The following is an 18,300-nucleotide window of genomic DNA, read 5'->3' on the forward strand; positions in this document are numbered from 1 at the left end:
ACTTTCAGGAATAAAAGTTATGTTTGCAAGAATGATAGTTTTACTATCAGTTAAGAAAGCAATTTTATGGCAACTATAAATTCATACCAACAACCTCCACCAACGCCCACCCAACGGCTTCTCCGGCTGCTCGGAACCGAAAAAAAAGACATCGGGTACATTTATCTCTACGCGCTCATAACGGGCCTGATCAGCCTTTCGCTGCCGCTCGGTATTCAGGCGGTTTTCAATCTGGTGTCCAGCGGACTGGTGTTCAGTTCGGTCTACGTCCTCATCGGTCTGGTCGTGGTGGGTGTGCTGATAGCAGGTTTGCTGGTGGTGGGCCAAATGACGCTGGTGGAAGTTTTGCAACAACGCATTTTCGCCAAAGCAGCTTTTGAGTTTGCCTACCGGCTTCCCCGGATTGAGCCCGAAGCACTCTCGGCGTATTACCCCCCCGAGTTGATGAACCGGTTTTTCGATGTGCTGACGCTTCAGAAAGGATTGCCCAAATTGTTAATCGACCTGACAGCGGCCGCGGTGCAGATTCTTTTCGGGCTCATCCTGCTGTCGTTTTACCACCCGGTTTTTCTCGGATTTGGTTTTTTCACCCTGCTGGTCATTTTTGGCGTTAGCTGGATCTACGGCCCCCGGGGCATTCGTACGAGCCTGGACGAATCCAAATACAAATACAAGGTGGTTAGTTGCCTGGAAGAGTTTGCCCACGATCTCCCCCGCTACCGCCACCAGAATGACCCGGAGCCGATCGACCGGATTGACGAATTGGTGGCTAATTATGTATCCAATCGCAATTCGCATTTTGGCGTTTTGAAACGTTTTTTTTACAGCGCCATTGCCTTCCGGACGCTGATCACCGGCGGTTTGCTGATTCTGGGAACTTCGCTGGTCATCAGCCGGGAAATGACGCTGGGCCAGTTTGTAGCGGCTGAACTGGTGATTGTCCTCATTTCCGGATCGGTCGAGAAACTGATTTCGGGCATCGACACGGTTTTCGACATGCTGACTGCCGTCGAAAAAATTGCCAACGTAACGGATTTACCACTCGAAACCGACTCAGCAACCCATGCTTAATATATCCAATCAACGGGTCGATGAGGCACTACTCACCCATTATCCGCTCAAAACCCTCCGTACCCTGCCCCAGCCCGAGAGCGGTCGGCGGCTGGGTCGCTGGATGCTGGGCATGTTACTCATCGGCCTGTGTGTCATGTTTTTACCGTGGCAGCAGAACCTCAACGGCGAAGGCACCGTCACGGCACTGACCCCCCAGGATCGTCCGCAAACCATCCAGAACGCCATTGCCGGCCGGATCGAACGCTGGAAAATTCAGGAAGGGCAGTACGTTAAAAAAGGGGATACGATGCTGGTGATCTCCGAAATCAAAGACGAATACTTCGACCCCAAACTTCCCCAGCGGCTCGACGAACAGCTCGACGCCAAACAGGGGAGCCTGGAAGCCACCAATGCCAAAATCTCGGCCCTCGACGGACAGATTGCCGCCCTCAAAACCGGTTTGCAGGTCAAACTGGCGTCGGCCCGGAACAAAATTCGCCAGAGCGAATTTAAAGTGACCAGCGACAGCACGGACCTGATCGCCGAACGGAAGAATTACCAGATCGCCCTCGACCGGCTGGAGCGGTACGAAATAGGCTACAAAAACGGACTGTTTTCACTTACCGACCTCGAATCCCGGCGGCTGAAAGTGCAGCAGGACTACGCCAAGGTGATTGCGTGGGAGAACAAGCTCAACGTTTCGCGGCAGGAACTGGTCAACGCCCGGCTCGATCTGAACACGATTCAGGCCGATTTCCAGGAAAAAATTGCCAAAGCCCTCTCGGATCGCAGCTCGGCGGTTTCATACCGCGCCGAAGCCGATGGTGAGATTTCCAAAATCCGGAATAAAATCAGCAGCGTGGACGTTCGGCGGGGGCTCTATGTGGTGCGCGCTCCGCAGGATGGCTACGTGGTTCGCTCGTTGAAATTCGGAATTGGCGAGACCATCAAGGAAGGCGAATCCATCGCCAGTCTGCAACCCGCCAACCCATCCATTGCCGTCGAACTCTACGTTCGGGCGATGGACGTGCCGCTGATTCAGCGTGGGCGCGAAGTCCGGCTTCAGTTCGATGGCTGGCCGGCCATTCAGTTTTCGGGCTGGCCGACGGTGGCGGTCGGTACGTTCGGGGGTGAGGTGGCCGTTATCGATGCCGTCAGCAGTGTCAACGGGAAATACCGCCTGCTGGTGCGGCCCAAAGCGCGGCCCAGCGATCAGCCCTGGCCCAAGCAGTTGCGCGTTGGCTCCGGTGTGTATGGCTGGGTCATGCTTGATGACGTACCGATCTGGTATGAAATCTGGCGGCAGTTGAACGGTTTTCCGCCCAGTTTGAAAGAAGAACCTAAAGAGGAAAAGAAGGAATGAAGCGTCTCACCCTACTCTATGGGCTTTTGCTGAGTTGCGCGGTATTCAGTCCAACGTTCGGGCAAACGCCGACGCCCTCCCCGGATACAACGGTTTTTTCGGCGGCTGATTTCTACCGGGTGGTGGCCCGGCACCACCCGATCGTCCGGCAGGCGGCTTTGCTGAATGAAGAAGCCCGGCAGGAAATTCGCCAGGCACAGGGGGCGTTCGACCCAAAGCTGTTTTCGGCCTATGACCGCAAGGAATTCGGTAATAATCTCTATTACGACAAGTGGCAATCCGGCTTGGCGATTCCGGTTTTGCCGGGTGGCATCGACGTCAAGATGACCTACGACCGCAACCGGGGCGAATACCTGAATCCGGAATACCGGGTGCCTTCAACCGGTCTGGCGGCTGTGGGTCTGAGCGTTCCCATTGGTCAGGGTTTGCTGATCGACGCCCGGCGCAATGCCTTGCGTCAGGCGCAGTTGGCGGTCAATCTGGCGGATGCCGATCGGTTGAAACTGATCAACAAAACGCTGTTCGATGCGGCCAAAACGTATTGGGACTGGTATATGACCTTCCAGCAGTATCAGTTGATCCGGCAGGGCTACCAACTGGCCGACACCCGGTTTCGGGCCATGCGGGAACGGGCCGCTCTGGGCGATGTTGCGCCCATCGATACCACCGAAGCCCTGATTACGGTGCAGGACCGGCTGGTGCAACTCCAGCAGGCGGAAGTCGACTGGCAGAACGCCCGCTTGCGCCTGACGGCGTTTCTGTGGATCAGCGATGATTCGAATACCCCGCCCAAACCGGTTGACCTCCCCCTGGCGGTGGTGCCGCAGACCGCTCCGCTTGATCGAACCACCGAAGCCCAACTGCAAAATCTGCTGAGTCGGGCGGCCGAACAGCACCCTGAATTACTGAGTCTGGCGGCCAAAGGACAACAACTGGCGGTGGAAGAGCGGTTTCGGCGGTCGTTGCTGCAACCCCAGATCACGCTGAATGCCAGTCTATTGAGCCGTACGCCCTTGACTGGACTGGGATACGATGGCCCCAGCTACTACGCATTTCGACCCGAAAACCACAAAATTGGTCTGGATTTGACGTTTCCGATCTTCCTGCGAAAAGAGCGTGGCAAACTTCGGCAGGTGCAGATCAAAAGCCAGCAGTTGAATCTTGAACGGCAGCAAACCGGCCGCGACATTGCCAATGAGGTACAGGCTGCCTGGAACGAACTGAAAACGCTGGAGGGTCTGATTGCCGTTCAGCAACAGACGGTTGCCAACCAGCAAACGTTGGTACGGGCCGAGCAGCAGAAGTTCGACATCGGTGAAAGTTCGCTGTTTTTGATCAACAGCCGGGAAACCAAACTGATCGACTTGCAGGTCAAACTGGAAGAATTGCGGGCCAAATATCAGAAAGCCGTTGCCGCTCTCTGGTACGCAGCCGGAACCAATACGGGATCTTTGTAATGATAGGTCATCCCTACGGGATTTATTGCTTGTGGGCTTGCGCTTTCGGCGGGTTAAAACCCACCGTTACAAAATGATTCATCCCTATGGGATTGGACAATCCAAAAATCCCGTAGGGATGAATCATTTTGTAGCCCCCGGTTTCGACCGGGGGTAAAGATCGAGATGGTTTTAAAATCAATCCCGTAGGGATGACCCATCTTGTAGCCCCCGGTTTCGACCTGAACCGTGAACCTACGGCAAATACCGGTTGAACTGAAGCCCCTGCCCATACACCGCTGTGATCAGCAAGGGGTCCATGCCTTTGCCGGAAACCACCAGCGACTTCCGGGCGTCGCCGGTAATGCGCAAACCACTTTCGCGGGGCATGAGCGGTTTGAAGTGACCATGTCCGTCGCCCAGCAGCACCAGCCCGAACGAAGCATCCTGTCGCCCCATGTTGACTTCGTTCGGGTAAAAATTGCCGGTCAACACCGCATCCAGCTTGCCATCGTGGTTCACATCCTGCGGAATAATCTCAAAAACCGGCGATTGCTGCGCCAGTCGTGGCAGGGGCGATACGTTAAATTCACCATTGCCCAGGTTCTCGATGTAGGCACTTTCCAGGTACGTGGCCTCCACCTGATACGCTCCGTCGAGGTCGTCGCGGGTCAGCAACTCGTCAAACGTCACCTTCGCGTAGTCGGCATACCGCTGGTATTTACGCCGGAACTGAATCACCTGCTGGTTCAGCGCATCGCGGGGGATAGCCGGATATTGAACGCCCTTGATGAAATACCCCATCAGCGGATCGAACGTACCGTCTTTGTTAAAGTCTTTCGCGATCATCTTGATCGGCTCTTTTTCCGACGCCCGGTAGAGCGTATTCAGTCCTTCGTTGCCCGCGATGTAGTCCAGATCGCCATCGTTGTCAAAATCACCCTGGGCGAGGGAGTTCCACCAACCTTTTGATTGAGTGATTGTGTGATTGAGCGATTGTGTGAAGGTTTTTCCGGCATTATTTTTCAAAAATGTAATCGGCATCCATTCGCCGGTGATTAGCAGGTCGGGCCACTGGTCGTTGTTGGTGTCGGTCCAGAGGGCGGTGCAGACCAAACCGGCTTTCAGGAGCGATGGGCAAAGCTGGGCGGTGACGTCGGTGAACTGGCCGGAACCGTTTTTGGTGTCGTTGCGAAGCAGATAACTCCGGGCCGGAAGCGGATACTGGCCGGGGATCTGCCGCCCGCCGACGAACAGATCAAGATCGCCATCGCGGTCATAATCAGCCGCTACCACGCAGGAACCGCTGCCCGACACCTCCGGCAAGGCATTCGCCGGGGCCGGACTAAAACCACCTTTGCCGTCGTTCACGTACAGCCGATCCTGGTAAAAGGATTTGTCGGACGCAGGCCGTTCGGCTCCCCCGCCAACCACGTACAAATCCAGGTCCTTGTCCCCATCGGCATCGAACAACAGGGCGGCAGTATCGTCACGATTGGAATGAATCGGGAACGGTTTTTTGGTAAAACCGCCGGTTTTGGTTCGGATCAGGAAACAGGCTTCGCTGCCCCGGTAGGTTCCCCCCACGAAGCAATCGGCCAGACCGTCACCGTTGATGTCGCCGGATGCCAGCGCAAAACCGGTGCGCGACAGCATTTTGTGCAAAGCCGCCGTCTGCTTGAAATCCACAAAACCCGAAGAGCGGTGTTGGAAATCCAGCGAAATCTCGTCCGTCACATTCACAAACAAGGGTTGGGCGGTTACCGGATTCGCTTTGACTTCGTTCTTTTTGGCCTGACTAAAACGAAGCGTCAGGCGTTGGTTCGCCGGAATCCGGTACTGCTTTTCGGACAAGCCGCCCGGCCATTCCACCAGCAACGAATCAATCATCACCGACTTTCCGAGTCCAAAATGCAGCAGCGGCTCGACCGACGACTGAAAACCGCGCACCACCGAGAGTTCGGCGTATTGCGGTTGCCCACCCGCCCAGAGCGTCACTTTGGTACCAATGCCCTGCCGGTTGCCTGCCTGGCCCGCCAGTTTGAGGGATAGATAGTGCGCCGGATTCTGCTGCTGCGCCCGGTTCTGGTAGACCAACGCTTCGGAATCGATGGTGTTGACGACCAGATCCAGATCGCCGTCGCCGTCCAGATCGGCATAAGCCGCGCCGTTGGAATACGACAGATCGGCCAGCCCCCAAGCCTTCGAGACATCCGTAAAAGCCAGATCACCAGCATTTTGGTAGGCATAATTCGGCACTTTCACCTCCGGCACTTTCTGGATCAATTCTTCCCGCTTGTCCTTCTGAAACTCCGCCGTACCGAATCCGGAAAACTCCTCGGTAAACTGAATAAAATCGCGGTCGGTCACATCCCGGCGGTAGCCGTTGGTAATGTAGAGATCCTTGCGACCGTCGTTGTCATAATCGGCCAGGAGCGCAGCCCAGCTCCAGTCGGTTTTGGCAACCCCGGCCAACAGTCCGATTTCACTGAACAGAGGCACCGTATTTTTCCCCGCTTCGCCCCCATCAACGCCCAGATTTAGTTGCAGCGAATTGCGCATGTACTGCATCTGGTAGCGATATGGCTCGGAAATGCTCAGTTCCTTGCGGTCATAATCCTGCCCGGCGAGCATCGTTTTCTGCCGCGCGTTTTCTTCCGGTAACATGTCGAGCTGGAAAATATCGGGCAAACCATCGTTGTTAAAATCAGCTACATCGACACCCATGCCGTACAGGCTCGTGTGGGCCGTCGATTGCCGGATTACGTTGCTGAATGCGGGATTTTTGGGGGCGGTTTTTCCGGTATTCAGATACAGAATGTCGCTGCTGATGAAGTCGTTCGAACAATAAATGTCGGGATAGCCGTCTTTGTTAAGGTCACTGATGGCCAGGCCCAAACCCAGCCCTTCGTAGACAATACCGGCCTCGCGGGAAATGTCCTTAAAAACCGGGTGGCCCTGCGGCCCAACGCCGTCGTTGCGATACAGTTTGCCGGTGCTGGGATACGAACCGTCGTTGATGGTGGGCCGCAAATAGTTCGGATTTTGCAGATCGGGGCCGGTATTGAGCAGATAGGCATCGAGGTCGCCGTCGAGGTCGTAATCAAAAAAAGCGGTTTGGGTCGTAAAGCTGGCATCCGCCAGACCGTAGGCAGCGGCCATTTCCCTGAAAACCGGGTGTCCATTCTGAACACCCTGATTGATAAACAGCAGGTTCTCCGAATGCGGCATGGCTGGATGTTTGGCCACGCTGACGTAAATATCCAGCCAGCCATCGTCGTTTACGTCAGCCATTGAAATCCCGGTACACCAGCGGTTGGTGGTCAGCCCGGCGGCTTCGGTAGCATCCTCAAATTTCCAGTCGTGCGTCGTGGAATCGATGCGGTTTAGATAGAGTTTACAACTGACCTGGTTGCCCCCGAAGAACACATCCGGTTTGCCGTCGTTATCGACATCGCCGACGCCGACGCCCCCGCCGTTGTAGAAATTGGTGAATGAAAACGCGTTTAACGAATCGGTGGGTTTAAGGGTATTGGCAAAGGAAATCCCGGTCTGACCAGTCGGCATCTGCTCAAAAAGCGTCGGCTCCGACTGTCGGCAGGCCGTGCATCCGACGATCAACAGAAGAAAAATCCGGTATAAAAAAGAGGAAAAACGCATGGATTTTACGGACAATAACGACGGGCTGAAAGCGAATAAAGCGAGGAGCAAGCGGTTATTTACCGTTGCCCCCCGCCTTCTATACTACTTCATCAGGTTAACTAGCAAAAATCAATACCCCGGGTTTTGATTAGTTGGCTCAATTTTCGGGTTATTGTCCACTTCCTGCTGCGGAATGGGCAGCAATTCGTGTTTGTTTTTCTGGAAATACGTAAACGGCTCGGTTTTCAGTTTACCTGCTTTCCGCCAGCGCAGAATATCGCGGTTGCGGATTTGTTCGCCACTCAGCTCAACACGCCGTTCGTGCACGATGGCGGCAAACACCTGATCTTTCGTGCTCACCGGATAGGCCGCCGTCGGATACGCGGGCATCGCGACACTCTTGCGGGTGCGAACCATATTCAGGTATTTGACAGCTTCAGTAATGGAACCGATTTCGTTTTCCACCTCGGCCATCGCCAGCAGGGTTTCGGCATAGCGCATGATCCGCTGGTTGATGCCACCGGTCAGAAACGTCTGATCGGTTTTATACATCAGCGAGAATTTCCGCCAGCTTACTTTCATCGTTTTGCCATCGACCACCGACGAGTTGCCGTTCTGGGCGGCATCCGTCAACACGTTTTTGTCCAGGTTATACTTGTCACCCGTTACGTAAAACGATTTGGCAAACCGGGGATCGGTTCCGGTGGCGGTTTTCTCGAATTCATTCAACAGACTGTTGGATGGAATCACGTTCCGCCAGCCGATGGCCGAATACTCCTGCGTCCGCACGGTTTCTGTCCCGGCGGTTGCGCCGTTTCCGTCGGCATCCCAGTTGTAGTTTCCACCCGCCGGGAAGAAATTGATTTCGAAGATGGATTCCTTATTGAACTCGGTTTCCTCGATAAAATTATCCGAAAACTCATCCACCAGGCTGTACGTACCTGAGGTGATGACTTTTTGCAGTTCGACCTTCGCATTCGTATAATCGGCCTGTTGCAGATACACCCGGGCCAGCAGCATCTGAGCGGCTCCTTTGGTGGCCCGGCCCTGGTTGTCGGTATTGTAGGTGGCTGGCAGGGCTTCTGCGGCTGCTTTCAGGTCGGCGATGATAAAATCGTATACCTCTTTTTCGGTTGCCCGGGGCAAAGAGCCTTCCACCGATGTCACGTAGTTTTTGTACAGCGGAACACCGCCCCACATTGTCACCAGATCAAAATACGACCAGGCGCGCAGAAAACGGGCTTCGGCCAGCAGCCGGGCTTTGTCGGCCGCCGGGATGTCAGCCACGTTTTCAGACAAATCGATGGTGGCATTGGCCCGGTGAATCAGGCGGTAAAATCCCTGCCAAACGGCTCCCATGACGGAATTGCCGGTATCATGGCTACCGAGCAACAACTGGTTACGGGGCGTTTCGAGTTGTCCACCACCGGCCGCAACGTCGTCGCTGCGCAAATCCTGGAGGAAGAACCACTCCCGCGAGGTGAGCGTATTGGCTTTTGCCATGGCATACACGGCGTTGACCGCACTACTCAGTTCCGCGCCGTTTTTATAGAAGGTGTCGACCGTGACACCATTCGGGTTCAGTTTGTCCAAATCACTTTCCTGACAGCCTGCCATCAGACCCAGAACAAGCACCCCGGATAAAAGAAATTTATTTTTCATCAGAATCGTTCGTTTAAATCTATTCACTGAACTAGTACCGGTTCTGCGGATCAGAACCCGATATTCAAACCGATCAGGAGCGTCCGGGGCTGCGGATACTGACCGTAGTCGATCCCGTTCGTCAACAACTTGGTGTTGTCACCCGCCGTTCCATTGATCCCGATTTCCGGGTCCAGACCGCTGTATTTGGTAAAGGTCAGCAGGTTCGTCGACGAAACGTAGATCCGTGCTTTCGTCAATGTGTTCATCGTGAGTTTACCCAGGATCGTCGCCGGAATGGTATAACCGATGCTGATGTTTTTCACCCGCATGTAGGAGCCGTTTTCGATAAAACGATCGGACGTACGGCTGTTATTGTTCGGATCACCACTGATGGCCCGGGGCACATCAGTGCCGGTATTGGTCGGGGTCCAGGCATCGAGAACCCCTTTCCCGGCGTTGAACAACCGCAGCATTCCTTCTTCAATCACTTTCGTTCCGTTGTAGATTTTATTGCCGTAAACCCCCTGCAGATAAACAGTAAAGTCAAAATTCTTATAGTTGGCTCCCAAATTGACCCCGTAGCTAAACTTCGGAATGTAACTCCCAAGATACGTCCGGTCACTGGCATCGATTATTCCATCGCCATTGATGTCCTTGAAACGAATGTCCCCGGGCGATGTGTGCTTGGTCGCATCATATGACTCGCGGGAGTCGGGACGGTTCTGGCGAGGAGCATTGAATACCTCATCGACGGTCTGGAAAATACCGTCAACCTGCCAGCCATAGAACGATTGAATGGGTTGTCCAGCTTCGGTCTTGGTAATATCGAAACCGCCAAAATCGTCATTTTTACCGGAATAGAGCGTGGCACTCGGCGTCGCCAGATTGGTAATCTGGTTGCGGGTCACGTCCATATTGGCCGACACATTCCAGCGAAAATCGCCTTCGTTCTGGCTGTAGCCTACCTGGAACTCGTAGCCCCAGTTTTTCATGCTCCCGATGTTGGCCAGTGGCGGAGACGCATACCCAATGGAATTCGGAATCGGAACGTTCAGCAACAGACCATCGGTTTTCCGGTTGTAGACTTCCGCCGTGAAGGTCAGTTTGTTGCCCAACAGGCCCAGATCGACCCCGACGTTGGTCATGGTCGTAGTTTCCCACTTCAGATCCGTGTTGCCCAGGGCACTGAAATACGAACCGAGGACTTTGTTCGCACCAAAGACGTAGTTGGTGTTGTCGGCCGAAATCAGCGACTGCCAGGCGTAGCTACCGATGCCGTTAAAACCGGTCTGGCCGATACTCCCCCGGATTTTCAGTTCCGAGATGGCGGGCACCGATTTCATGAACGCTTCTTCGCTCACCCGCCAGCCCAGTGACGCCGAGGGGAAGGTTCCCCATTTGTTGCCCGGTGCAAACCGCGACGAACCATCCCGGCGAACCGAGGCACTGATCAAATATTTACCGGCAAAATCGTAGTTGACCCGACCGATGTAGGAAATCAGGCTGCTTTCGTCGCGGGTGCTCGTCACGCCCGGATTCGAAATACCCTGCAACACGTCGATGTCATTATTCGGGCGGAAACCGTTTCCGTTCAGGCTTGAGCTCCGGAAGTTCTGTTTTTCAGCAACGGCGGTCACGTTGACGTAGTGCTTGCCAAACGTCTTGTCGAAGGTCAACTGGTTGGTCAGGATGGGTGAATAATACGACGAGCGATTGTCCTGAACCTCATTTTGGACACGGCTTTTATACCCATCGTTGTAAATCGGAAAGATGTTCGTACCGATATTGGTAACAACGTCGGCTCCAAAACTGAACCGGTATTTCAGAAAGCTGGTGAATTTGATTTCCGTAAACAGGGTTCCCAGCAACTTGACGCGCTGTGTATAACTTTTATCCTGCAAGGCAATCCGAACCGGGTTGTCGGGGTCCGTACCATCGGCTGCGGTTGGTGAGCTGTAACCACCGACTTTGGTCGGATCAGAAACCGGCCAGTAGGGCAAGTTCCGGATGGCCTGCATGATCGCCGTACGACCACCCCCAAAGCCCTGCTCACCGCGCATCTTGTCATACGAGAACATCAGGGTCTGCCCGAACGTCAGAAATTTAGTCACCTGGTGATCCGAGTTCAGCCGAACGTTGGCCCGTTTGTAGTTGGTTCCGATCAGAATCCCTTCCTGATCGAAATACCCGGCGGAGGTAAAAAACCGGGAGACATTGTTCCCGCCCGAAACCGAAAGCTGGTGTTGCTGAATCGGTGCCGTGCGGAGCAAAACGTCCTGCCAGTCGGTAGCGGTTTGGGCGAAGGTCTGCGTTGCCCCCGTATAAATCGGCGTGTTCAGGTTACTCAGACGGCTGGGCATCGCAATCCCGGCATTACCCAGCAGCGCAGTAGCGTATTGGGTGTATTCCTGGGTATTGAGCAGATCCAGTTTTTTCCAGGCACTCTGGGTTCCAAAATACGTATCCAGATTTACGTGCAGTTTACCATCTTTCGAGCCTTTTTTAGTCGAAATGATCACCACCCCGTTCGACGCCCGCGAACCGTAGATGGCCGCAGCACTGGCGTCTTTCAACACCTCCAGCGATTCGATGTCTTTCGGGTCGAGGTTGTTCAGATCACCCGATGGCACGCCATCGATCACATACAGCGGCCCGGATGCGTAGTTGATGGAACCGACCCCCCGGATGCGTACGATCGGCGACTGACCGGGGCTCCCGTTGTTGACCACCCGAACGCCCGGCACGCGGCCCTGCATGGCCGACTCGGCACTGATTACGGGCAGAGCCGTGAGTTCCTTGGGGGTTACGGACGAAACCGCCCCCGTTACCGAAGCCCGTTTTTGGGTTCCGTACCCCACGACGACCACCTCTTCCAGCGCCCGCTCATCTTCCACCAGCGACACATTCAGCATGGTCTGTCCGTTCACCTGTACTTCTTTGGATGCGTAGCCGACGAAGCTGAAAACCAGCGTGGCATTGGCGGGCGCATTGATGGAAAATTCACCCTGTCCATTCGTGTTGGTTCCCCGGGTCGATCCTTTAATGACTACACTTACCCCCGGCAACCCGCCACCGGCGGCATCCGTCACTTTTCCGCGAATGTCTTCCAAAGCCCGCTCCGCCGAAAGAACCGAATACCCGATTCGCTCCAGCTTGGTGATGTTCAGATCGGCCGACGTTACGGGTTCTGTGCCGGTTTGGGGTTCGAAGACTTTCTTTTCGATCTGATTAATTTTTCGAAAAAACCGGTTACCTTTTTCTTTCGTGGCGACAATGACGTAGAAGTTGGCCTGAATTTTCTCGAAAGTCAACCCCTTGTCCGACAGCAAATTCGTCAACGCTTCTTCCACCGTCCGATCGCGCCGTCCGGTCATCACCACCTTCGTATCGACCAGATCCGTCCGGTAGATGAACGAAACCCGGTAGTGTTTTTCCAGTTCCGACAAAGCCGCCTTGAGTGTCACCACCGGCGCGGCAATGTCTTTCTCCTGTTGTCTTACCCGCTGCCCGTTCGATGCAATCAGTTGAGCGTAGGTCGGCAGGGTTCCGACTACCAGCACTCCCCACAGAAACAAGACTATTTTTTTCATGCGTATATAGGTTATTCAATTAGGATGTAGTTGGATTTTCGGGTAATTTTTAAGTCAAACAGGCCGGAAAGCCCTTTCAGAATCGTGTCGGCATTTTGGCCCGGAATGGTGCCGGAGAATTTTTGTTGCAGCAAGTCCCGATCCCGGATTTCGACCTCCAAACCGTAGGTATCTTTCAGAAGCTGGGCAATTTCGGCCAGGGTCGTTCCGTCAAAAATCAGCTTGCTGGTGCGCCAGGACGACTGAGCCACCGCGTTGACGGGCTTTTTATAAAAGTTCTTTGTTTGCGTATCCGCGTAGAACATCTCACCGGGCTTCATTTCCAGGTGGTTACCGGGCTTGTCGGAAACCCGCATTTCAATACGGCCTTCGTTGAGCACCACTTTCGTCTGGGTTTTGCGGGTGTAGACATTGAAGCGCGTCCCCAACACTTCGACGTTCATCTGGCTGGGCAGATGAACCTGAAACCGCTGGTGGTTTTTGGTGTGAACGACTTCAAAAAAAGCCTCCCCTTCCACCCACACTTCGCGGGGCTGGTCGGCCTGCCAGTGGTCGGCAAACCGGATGGAGGAGTTTCCATTCATCGTTACAATGGATTGATCAGGCAGCACCACACGGCGGGTCTGGCCGAAATCGGTATGCAGGGATAGCAGTTCGGGGGTGGCGGTTTTGCGGTAAAAGAAGAGCGAGCCGGTGGCCAGCAGCAGTACGCCGATGACAGCCGCAGCCATCCAGGTCCAGCGCGGTCTCGTTCGGCGAAAGGGCGATTCGGTCCGGGTGCTGGCTGCATTGCGCTTCGTCGACTGGATTCGTCTAAACAACCGCTGGGCATCGAGTCGCTCGGTAGCATTGAGCGGAATCGCTGCCGGTTCGTTCAGATCGGCATCGAGTAGTTGCTGCAACTGGCGTTGTCCGTTAATCGTTGCCAGATGCAACAATACGATTCGAGCCTCCTCCGGAGTACACTCATTCCGTACGTACTTCTGTAGAAGTTGTGTATCCATTAATAGAGATTAGGAAATGTTCTATTCATTCCTAATTAGATACACATAAGCAGACCGGAAGTATTACTGATCGGAGAAAAAATATTAATGGAATAAAAAGAAGAGCAACAGGGGCAGGATTCCTTCCAGGTCGGCGTGTTTGCTGAGGTAGTCTTTTAAAAACCGGGTAGCCTGCGTGAATTGCGACTTGACGGTATTGACCGAGATGGATAATTGTCTGGCAACCTGCTCATTGTCCAGGCCACTGAACACCCGTAACCGGAACACTTTTTCCCGTTGGGGTGGTAGTTTCTGCATCCCTTGCTCCAGAATAGTCCCATATTCCTGCAATTGAAACGCGTCGCTGGTGGTGTCTTCCCCGTTGAGTTCTTCCATTTCGGCAGAAAGATATTCCCAGATCGACTGGTGGTTGTTGCGAATCACGTTCAGGACGTGGTTTTTCATGGAAACCGACAGGAAGTTCTTGATGGAGTAGGCCTCGTTCAACGCGTCGCGGTGGTCCCAGAGTTTGAGAAAGATGTCCTGAACGGCATCTTCGGCCAGATCCGGATTCTTCAAAAACTTGATCCCAATCGCGAGCAGGTGTTTGTAGTAGCAGTAGAAAATTTCCTCAAAAGCATTTTCGTCACCCGCTTTCAACCGCAGGGTGATCTCCTTTTCAGCGTCTTGACCCAACCGGATGGGTAGTTTTCGAATCCGCATGAACTGACCTTTTGGCTATTTTCGATGAAAGAGACGGAATGCTTTGTAACTAATAGCTAAAGTAGGCATTAAAACCGTACTATTCCAATAAAAAATTCTCTTTAAGCCAAGTATATTGTCAATTTAACACTTATTTTTTTAAGAATAATTCAACAGGTAATTACTTAATCGAATAAGCAGCAATTTGGTGTGAATGGTACCGGGCATTTCGGCGGTCTATTGCTTCACGGTTGCAGCAGCGGGTGTTGTTTCCAGCACCCGAACCGGTCCCAGCAGGCCCGACGGCAGCAGGGGCGAATCGGCCCGGTAAAACGGCATGGTCGTGAACGTAATCTTGCTGTTCACAGCGGGCTGGGCGTCACCGATCAGGCGGTTTACCCAGAGGTTCGTCACCTTAATCTGTACGGTATTGCGACCGGTTTTCAGCGCCGGGGTGATGTCGATGCGGAACGGTTTTTTCCAGACGGTCCCCACGGTTTTTCCGTTGACAATCACCTCGGCGATGTTCTTCACCTCGCCCAGATCCAGGATGTACGACGCATTTTTCGTCACTTTCGGCACATCGAACGCATTGTCGTAGGTCGCCGTACCGGAGAAGTATTTGATGCCCGGATACGTATTTTCCGTCAACGACGCCAGTGTGTTGAACGTGGCCTGCGCGGGAGCGCCCCGCCCCTCCTGAAAAGCCACTTTCCAGGCACCCGCCACATTGACCATGGGCGATTCCGTTACGGCGGGTTTGGTGTAGGAAGTCGCCGTGGCTTTGTCGCGGAAAACGATAAAATACGCTTGCCACGACTCAAACTTCAACGGCACAATCGTGCGTCCGTCTTTGATCCGGTAGGATACCCTTTCGGTTTTACCCGTCTCAGGATTCCACAATTCCGGCACTTTTCCCGTTACCCGGAAACTTACCGTGGCCTCGTTTGGATTGTCGCTGCGGTTGTCGAGCCAATACAGGTCTGCCTCGGCGGTTTGGCGGTGGACATACAGAATCCGGGCTTTGGCTCCGGTAATGTCCACATCTTTCGGAACGTTCATCTCGCTTAACACCGCATCCACCGGTTTTGTCGAGACATTCGGATTGCTCCAGATTTGATTCACTAACGCCGTAAACTCACCCGGATTGTCGCTCAGGCTCGGGGAGCGCTCGGGCTTGACACCCGCCACGTGCATACCGGCTTGAACCAGTTCACCGAGTTTTTTCAACACGGGCAACGTCATGGTTCTTGCCGACGAATCCAGCACCATCAGGCGGTATTGCTGACCGCTCGGCGTCACCATCTTCCCGTCTTCCACCCGCAACGCGCTCTTCACCACCGTGGCATTGGCAAAGTCAAACGCATAACCGTCCGGGATAGCGGGCAGTTTCTGGGTGCATAACTGGGTGATGTTGTTGTTCTCGCCATAATAATACAGCACATCTACGACCGGTTTGCCCTGCTGGAGCAGGAAGCAACTGCGGCCCAGGTAGCTCATCCAGACGTTGGCCTGCTCGGCCCAGGTTTCCTGCCGGGTAAAATACTGCCCGAAAGGCCCGAGCGACAGTCCCGGTTTTTTGTCGTCCAGCGGCTGATGCACCGACGTGTGTACCACGAAGCGGTTTAATCCCGATGCCATTTCCAGATCGGCGGTGCGCTTCAGTTTCTCGGGATGCCAGCTAAACGCATTACCAACGGAAGTCATCGACTCGGCGGCCACCAGATTTTGTCCATAAATGTGCGCCACCGAAGCCGCTTCCCGAATGTCGGCTTCGCTGCGCACTTCCTCGTCGGCACCACCGGCCAGACTGCCCGGCGTCCACATGGCCGACATCGGTATATCGGCCTTGCGCTTCACGTCCATGCCGTCGGCCAAATAAATCCGACCACCTTCGTGCGATTCGGTATACCGTTTCATCCCGCGGGCTTTCAGCGCATCGCCAATGACTTCGTAGTGGTTTTCAACAATCAGTTCACCGATGGTTTTCCGGAAATCCCACAGAAATTTCTCGCTGGCGTCGGCACTTTTCACGACCCGTCCCGTCAGCACCGGCAACCAGGGTTTGAGGTCGTAGCCGCGTCGTTTCAGAAATTCTTCGGGCATGGCTTTGGTCCAGGTCATGTGTCCCGCTTCGTAGCTGTCCAGCACCATGTATTGCAGCCCCTGCGCACCCATCTGGCCCCCGGTGGCATCCTTATACAGATCCAGATACGCATCGATGTATTTTCGAACGGCCACGTTGTCAAGCTTATCGACTTCCAGTCCGGTGGCTTCGGGCGAAGCGGGGTGGTTGTTGCGGCCCGTCAGCGAATACCCCAGTCGCATGATCACCCAGTCTCCACCGGTCGGCGGGGTCCAGTTCAGCGTTCCGTCGGCACTCATGTTGGCGGTCAGGTCCACCACATCCTGGGTCGGAATGGCGTCGGCATCGGTTTTGATAAGCGAGTGCGTATTTTCTTTCCACGGACAAAAACCGGCTTTTTCTTCAAACAGATCCACGCGGTCGGTGTTGTGCAGCACCAGTTCCGCCACCGGCACACCCTCCGGTTTGCCCGGCGCGGCACTTCCCCCCATCATGGCCGCAAACGGATTGCCCTGGGGTTCCAGCGTTTTAAACGTAACCCGGAAGTATTTGGCGGTGGTGGGCAAAATGCTCATCGTGTTTTGGGGAACCGTACTGCCCCGGATCACCACCACATCCCGGAAGTTGACACCGTCGTCGCTCACTTTCAGCGTCCGGTTGTCGGGCGCTCCTCTGAATTCGGCCAATGCGCCCCCGCTGGTGGCGCCCACAATGGTAAACGCCTTGACCGTCTGCGGGCTGTCGAATGCATACTGAATCCACATGTCCTGACCCACTTCCATCGGCGGCAGCATCGTGGTTTTTGCCAGATCGCCGTCGGTCAGTTCGGTGAGGCTGAACGTTCCACCACTCGACGTGATTTTTGGATTTAATGTAGCCAACGATTTCTCAGCCGCAGGCAGGCGGTAGGCAATAACCGCAGCATCGGCGTAGTAGCTTTGCGGTTTTCCCGCCGAACCGCCGAGCATGGCGGCTCCGAGCGGTACATTCTGGAAATTACCGGTGGTGTTCGGCGGCTGGGGAAGTTTCCCCGAAAAGGGGCGGGACGCGTTCGGCTGCCCACCCGGAACGCGGGTTTCGGTCCAGACGTACTTTTTCATGCCGTCGCTGGCAGGCACCCAGGGACCACCCGTCACGCTCCAGCCCGGCGACCCGGCAATGGCCATTTCGAGCTGGAGTTTCTGGGCCAGATCGGTGGTGTGCTTGAAGGCGTCTTTCCATTCGGGAGTCATGAACACCAGCTTTTTAGGCGTCACGGCGGGCGTAAACAAGCTGGCGTCGAAATTCTGAAAACCGCCAATGCCGACGCGGTTCATCCATTCCAAGTCTTTGGTGATGCCTTCTTTGGTGATGTTGCCGTTCATCCAGTGCCACCACACGCGGGGCTTGGCGGTATTGGGCGGAGTCTGAAAACCTTTTTGGAGCGCGGAAGGCTGCGCAAAGGCCAAAGCCGGGAGCAGCCAGGCCAGAACCGTTATTTTTTTCATAGAGATTGGTCGTTGGGGTATCAGGCGGTGAGCCGTGCGGACTCTCCTGAGCGAAAAGCCAACAAGGGTCCAATATTACTTTATCCCTTCCAGGACTTTCGCTTTTTGTTCTGTTCCCTCATTGATATTTAATAACCACCGAACGAATGGTCATCAGCCCACTGCTTTAGCTGTGGGTAACGCGAAAAGTAATCTCATGCTAACAGAACCGTTTGAACGGTTTAATCGGCCAGCAAACCGTTCAAACGGTTCCGGAATAATTCCGTTTCGTTTCAATTTACCCCACAGCTAAAGCAGTGGGCTGATGACCATTC

At 54.4% G+C, this 18,300-nt stretch carries 9 protein-coding genes; 3 read left to right on the plus strand and 6 right to left on the minus strand.

From position 1 onward, the window contains the following. Positions 1-66: 66 nt before the first annotated feature. Genes ACO064_RS06465 through ACO064_RS06475 form a run of 3 tightly spaced genes read left to right on the plus strand, consistent with a single transcriptional unit; the run spans position 67 to position 3,873 of the window. A complete protein-coding gene (locus ACO064_RS06465; protein WP_421826575.1) occupies positions 67-1,071 on the plus strand; it encodes an ABC transporter transmembrane domain-containing protein in 1,005 nt (334 codons plus the stop codon). After that, complete coding sequence (locus tag ACO064_RS06470) at positions 1,064-2,416, plus strand: HlyD family secretion protein (RefSeq protein ID WP_421826576.1); 1,353 nt, start codon at positions 1,064-1,066, stop codon at positions 2,414-2,416. Before ACO064_RS06465 ends, ACO064_RS06470 begins: the two co-directional genes overlap by 8 nt. Further along, entirely contained in the window at positions 2,413-3,873 is a 1,461-nt protein-coding gene (locus ACO064_RS06475) for a TolC family protein (RefSeq protein ID WP_421826577.1), read from the plus strand. Before ACO064_RS06470 ends, ACO064_RS06475 begins: the two co-directional genes overlap by 4 nt. Positions 3,874-4,107: 234 nt before the next feature. Here the strand turns inward: ACO064_RS06475 and ACO064_RS06480 are convergent, their stop codons facing one another. From ACO064_RS06480 to ACO064_RS06505, 6 genes are all read right to left on the minus strand, one after another. Further along, entirely contained in the window at positions 4,108-7,512 is a 3,405-nt protein-coding gene (locus ACO064_RS06480; protein WP_421826578.1) for a VCBS repeat-containing protein, read from the minus strand. 111 nt (positions 7,513-7,623) lie between these two features. Further along, positions 7,624-9,156, minus strand: coding sequence for a RagB/SusD family nutrient uptake outer membrane protein (locus tag ACO064_RS06485; protein WP_421826579.1), 1,533 nt, complete (start codon positions 9,154-9,156; stop codon positions 7,624-7,626). A gap of 50 nt (positions 9,157-9,206) precedes the next feature. Further along, positions 9,207-12,728, minus strand: a complete 3,522-nt coding sequence (locus ACO064_RS06490) for a SusC/RagA family TonB-linked outer membrane protein (RefSeq protein ID WP_421826580.1) — start codon at positions 12,726-12,728, stop codon at positions 9,207-9,209. 11 nt (positions 12,729-12,739) lie between these two features. Next, positions 12,740-13,732 carry a FecR domain-containing protein gene (locus tag ACO064_RS06495; RefSeq protein WP_421826581.1) on the minus strand — a complete coding sequence of 331 codons (993 nt, stop codon included), beginning with the start codon at positions 13,730-13,732 and terminating at the stop codon, positions 12,740-12,742. 84 nt (positions 13,733-13,816) lie between these two features. Continuing rightward, positions 13,817-14,434 carry an RNA polymerase sigma-70 factor gene (locus ACO064_RS06500; RefSeq protein WP_421826582.1) on the minus strand — a complete coding sequence of 206 codons (618 nt, stop codon included), beginning with the start codon at positions 14,432-14,434 and terminating at the stop codon, positions 13,817-13,819. Positions 14,435-14,650: 216 nt separating this feature from the next. Continuing rightward, positions 14,651-17,986 carry a glycosyl hydrolase gene (locus tag ACO064_RS06505; protein ID WP_421826583.1) on the minus strand — a complete coding sequence of 1,112 codons (3,336 nt, stop codon included), beginning with the start codon at positions 17,984-17,986 and terminating at the stop codon, positions 14,651-14,653. Positions 17,987-18,300 lie beyond the last annotated feature (314 nt).

The organism is Larkinella sp. (assembly GCF_965227735.1).
GTDB lineage: Bacteria > Bacteroidota > Bacteroidia > Cytophagales > Spirosomataceae > Larkinella.

What these genes read in the sequence shown, in the direction of transcription:
- ACO064_RS06465 (WP_421826575.1), top strand. Translation starts at nt 67, where the DNA reads ATGGCAACTATAAATTCATACCAACAACCTCCACCAACGCCCACCCAA.
- ACO064_RS06470 (WP_421826576.1), top strand. Translation starts at nt 1,064, where the DNA reads ATGCTTAATATATCCAATCAACGGGTCGATGAGGCACTACTCACCCAT.
- ACO064_RS06475 (WP_421826577.1), top strand. Translation starts at nt 2,413, where the DNA reads ATGAAGCGTCTCACCCTACTCTATGGGCTTTTGCTGAGTTGCGCGGTA.
- ACO064_RS06480 (WP_421826578.1), bottom strand. Translation starts at nt 7,512, where the DNA reads ATGCGTTTTTCCTCTTTTTTATACCGGATTTTTCTTCTGTTGATCGTC.
- ACO064_RS06485 (WP_421826579.1), bottom strand. Translation starts at nt 9,156, where the DNA reads ATGAAAAATAAATTTCTTTTATCCGGGGTGCTTGTTCTGGGTCTGATG.
- ACO064_RS06490 (WP_421826580.1), bottom strand. Translation starts at nt 12,728, where the DNA reads ATGAAAAAAATAGTCTTGTTTCTGTGGGGAGTGCTGGTAGTCGGAACC.
- ACO064_RS06495 (WP_421826581.1), bottom strand. Translation starts at nt 13,732, where the DNA reads ATGGATACACAACTTCTACAGAAGTACGTACGGAATGAGTGTACTCCG.
- ACO064_RS06500 (WP_421826582.1), bottom strand. Translation starts at nt 14,434, where the DNA reads ATGCGGATTCGAAAACTACCCATCCGGTTGGGTCAAGACGCTGAAAAG.
- ACO064_RS06505 (WP_421826583.1), bottom strand. Translation starts at nt 17,986, where the DNA reads ATGAAAAAAATAACGGTTCTGGCCTGGCTGCTCCCGGCTTTGGCCTTT.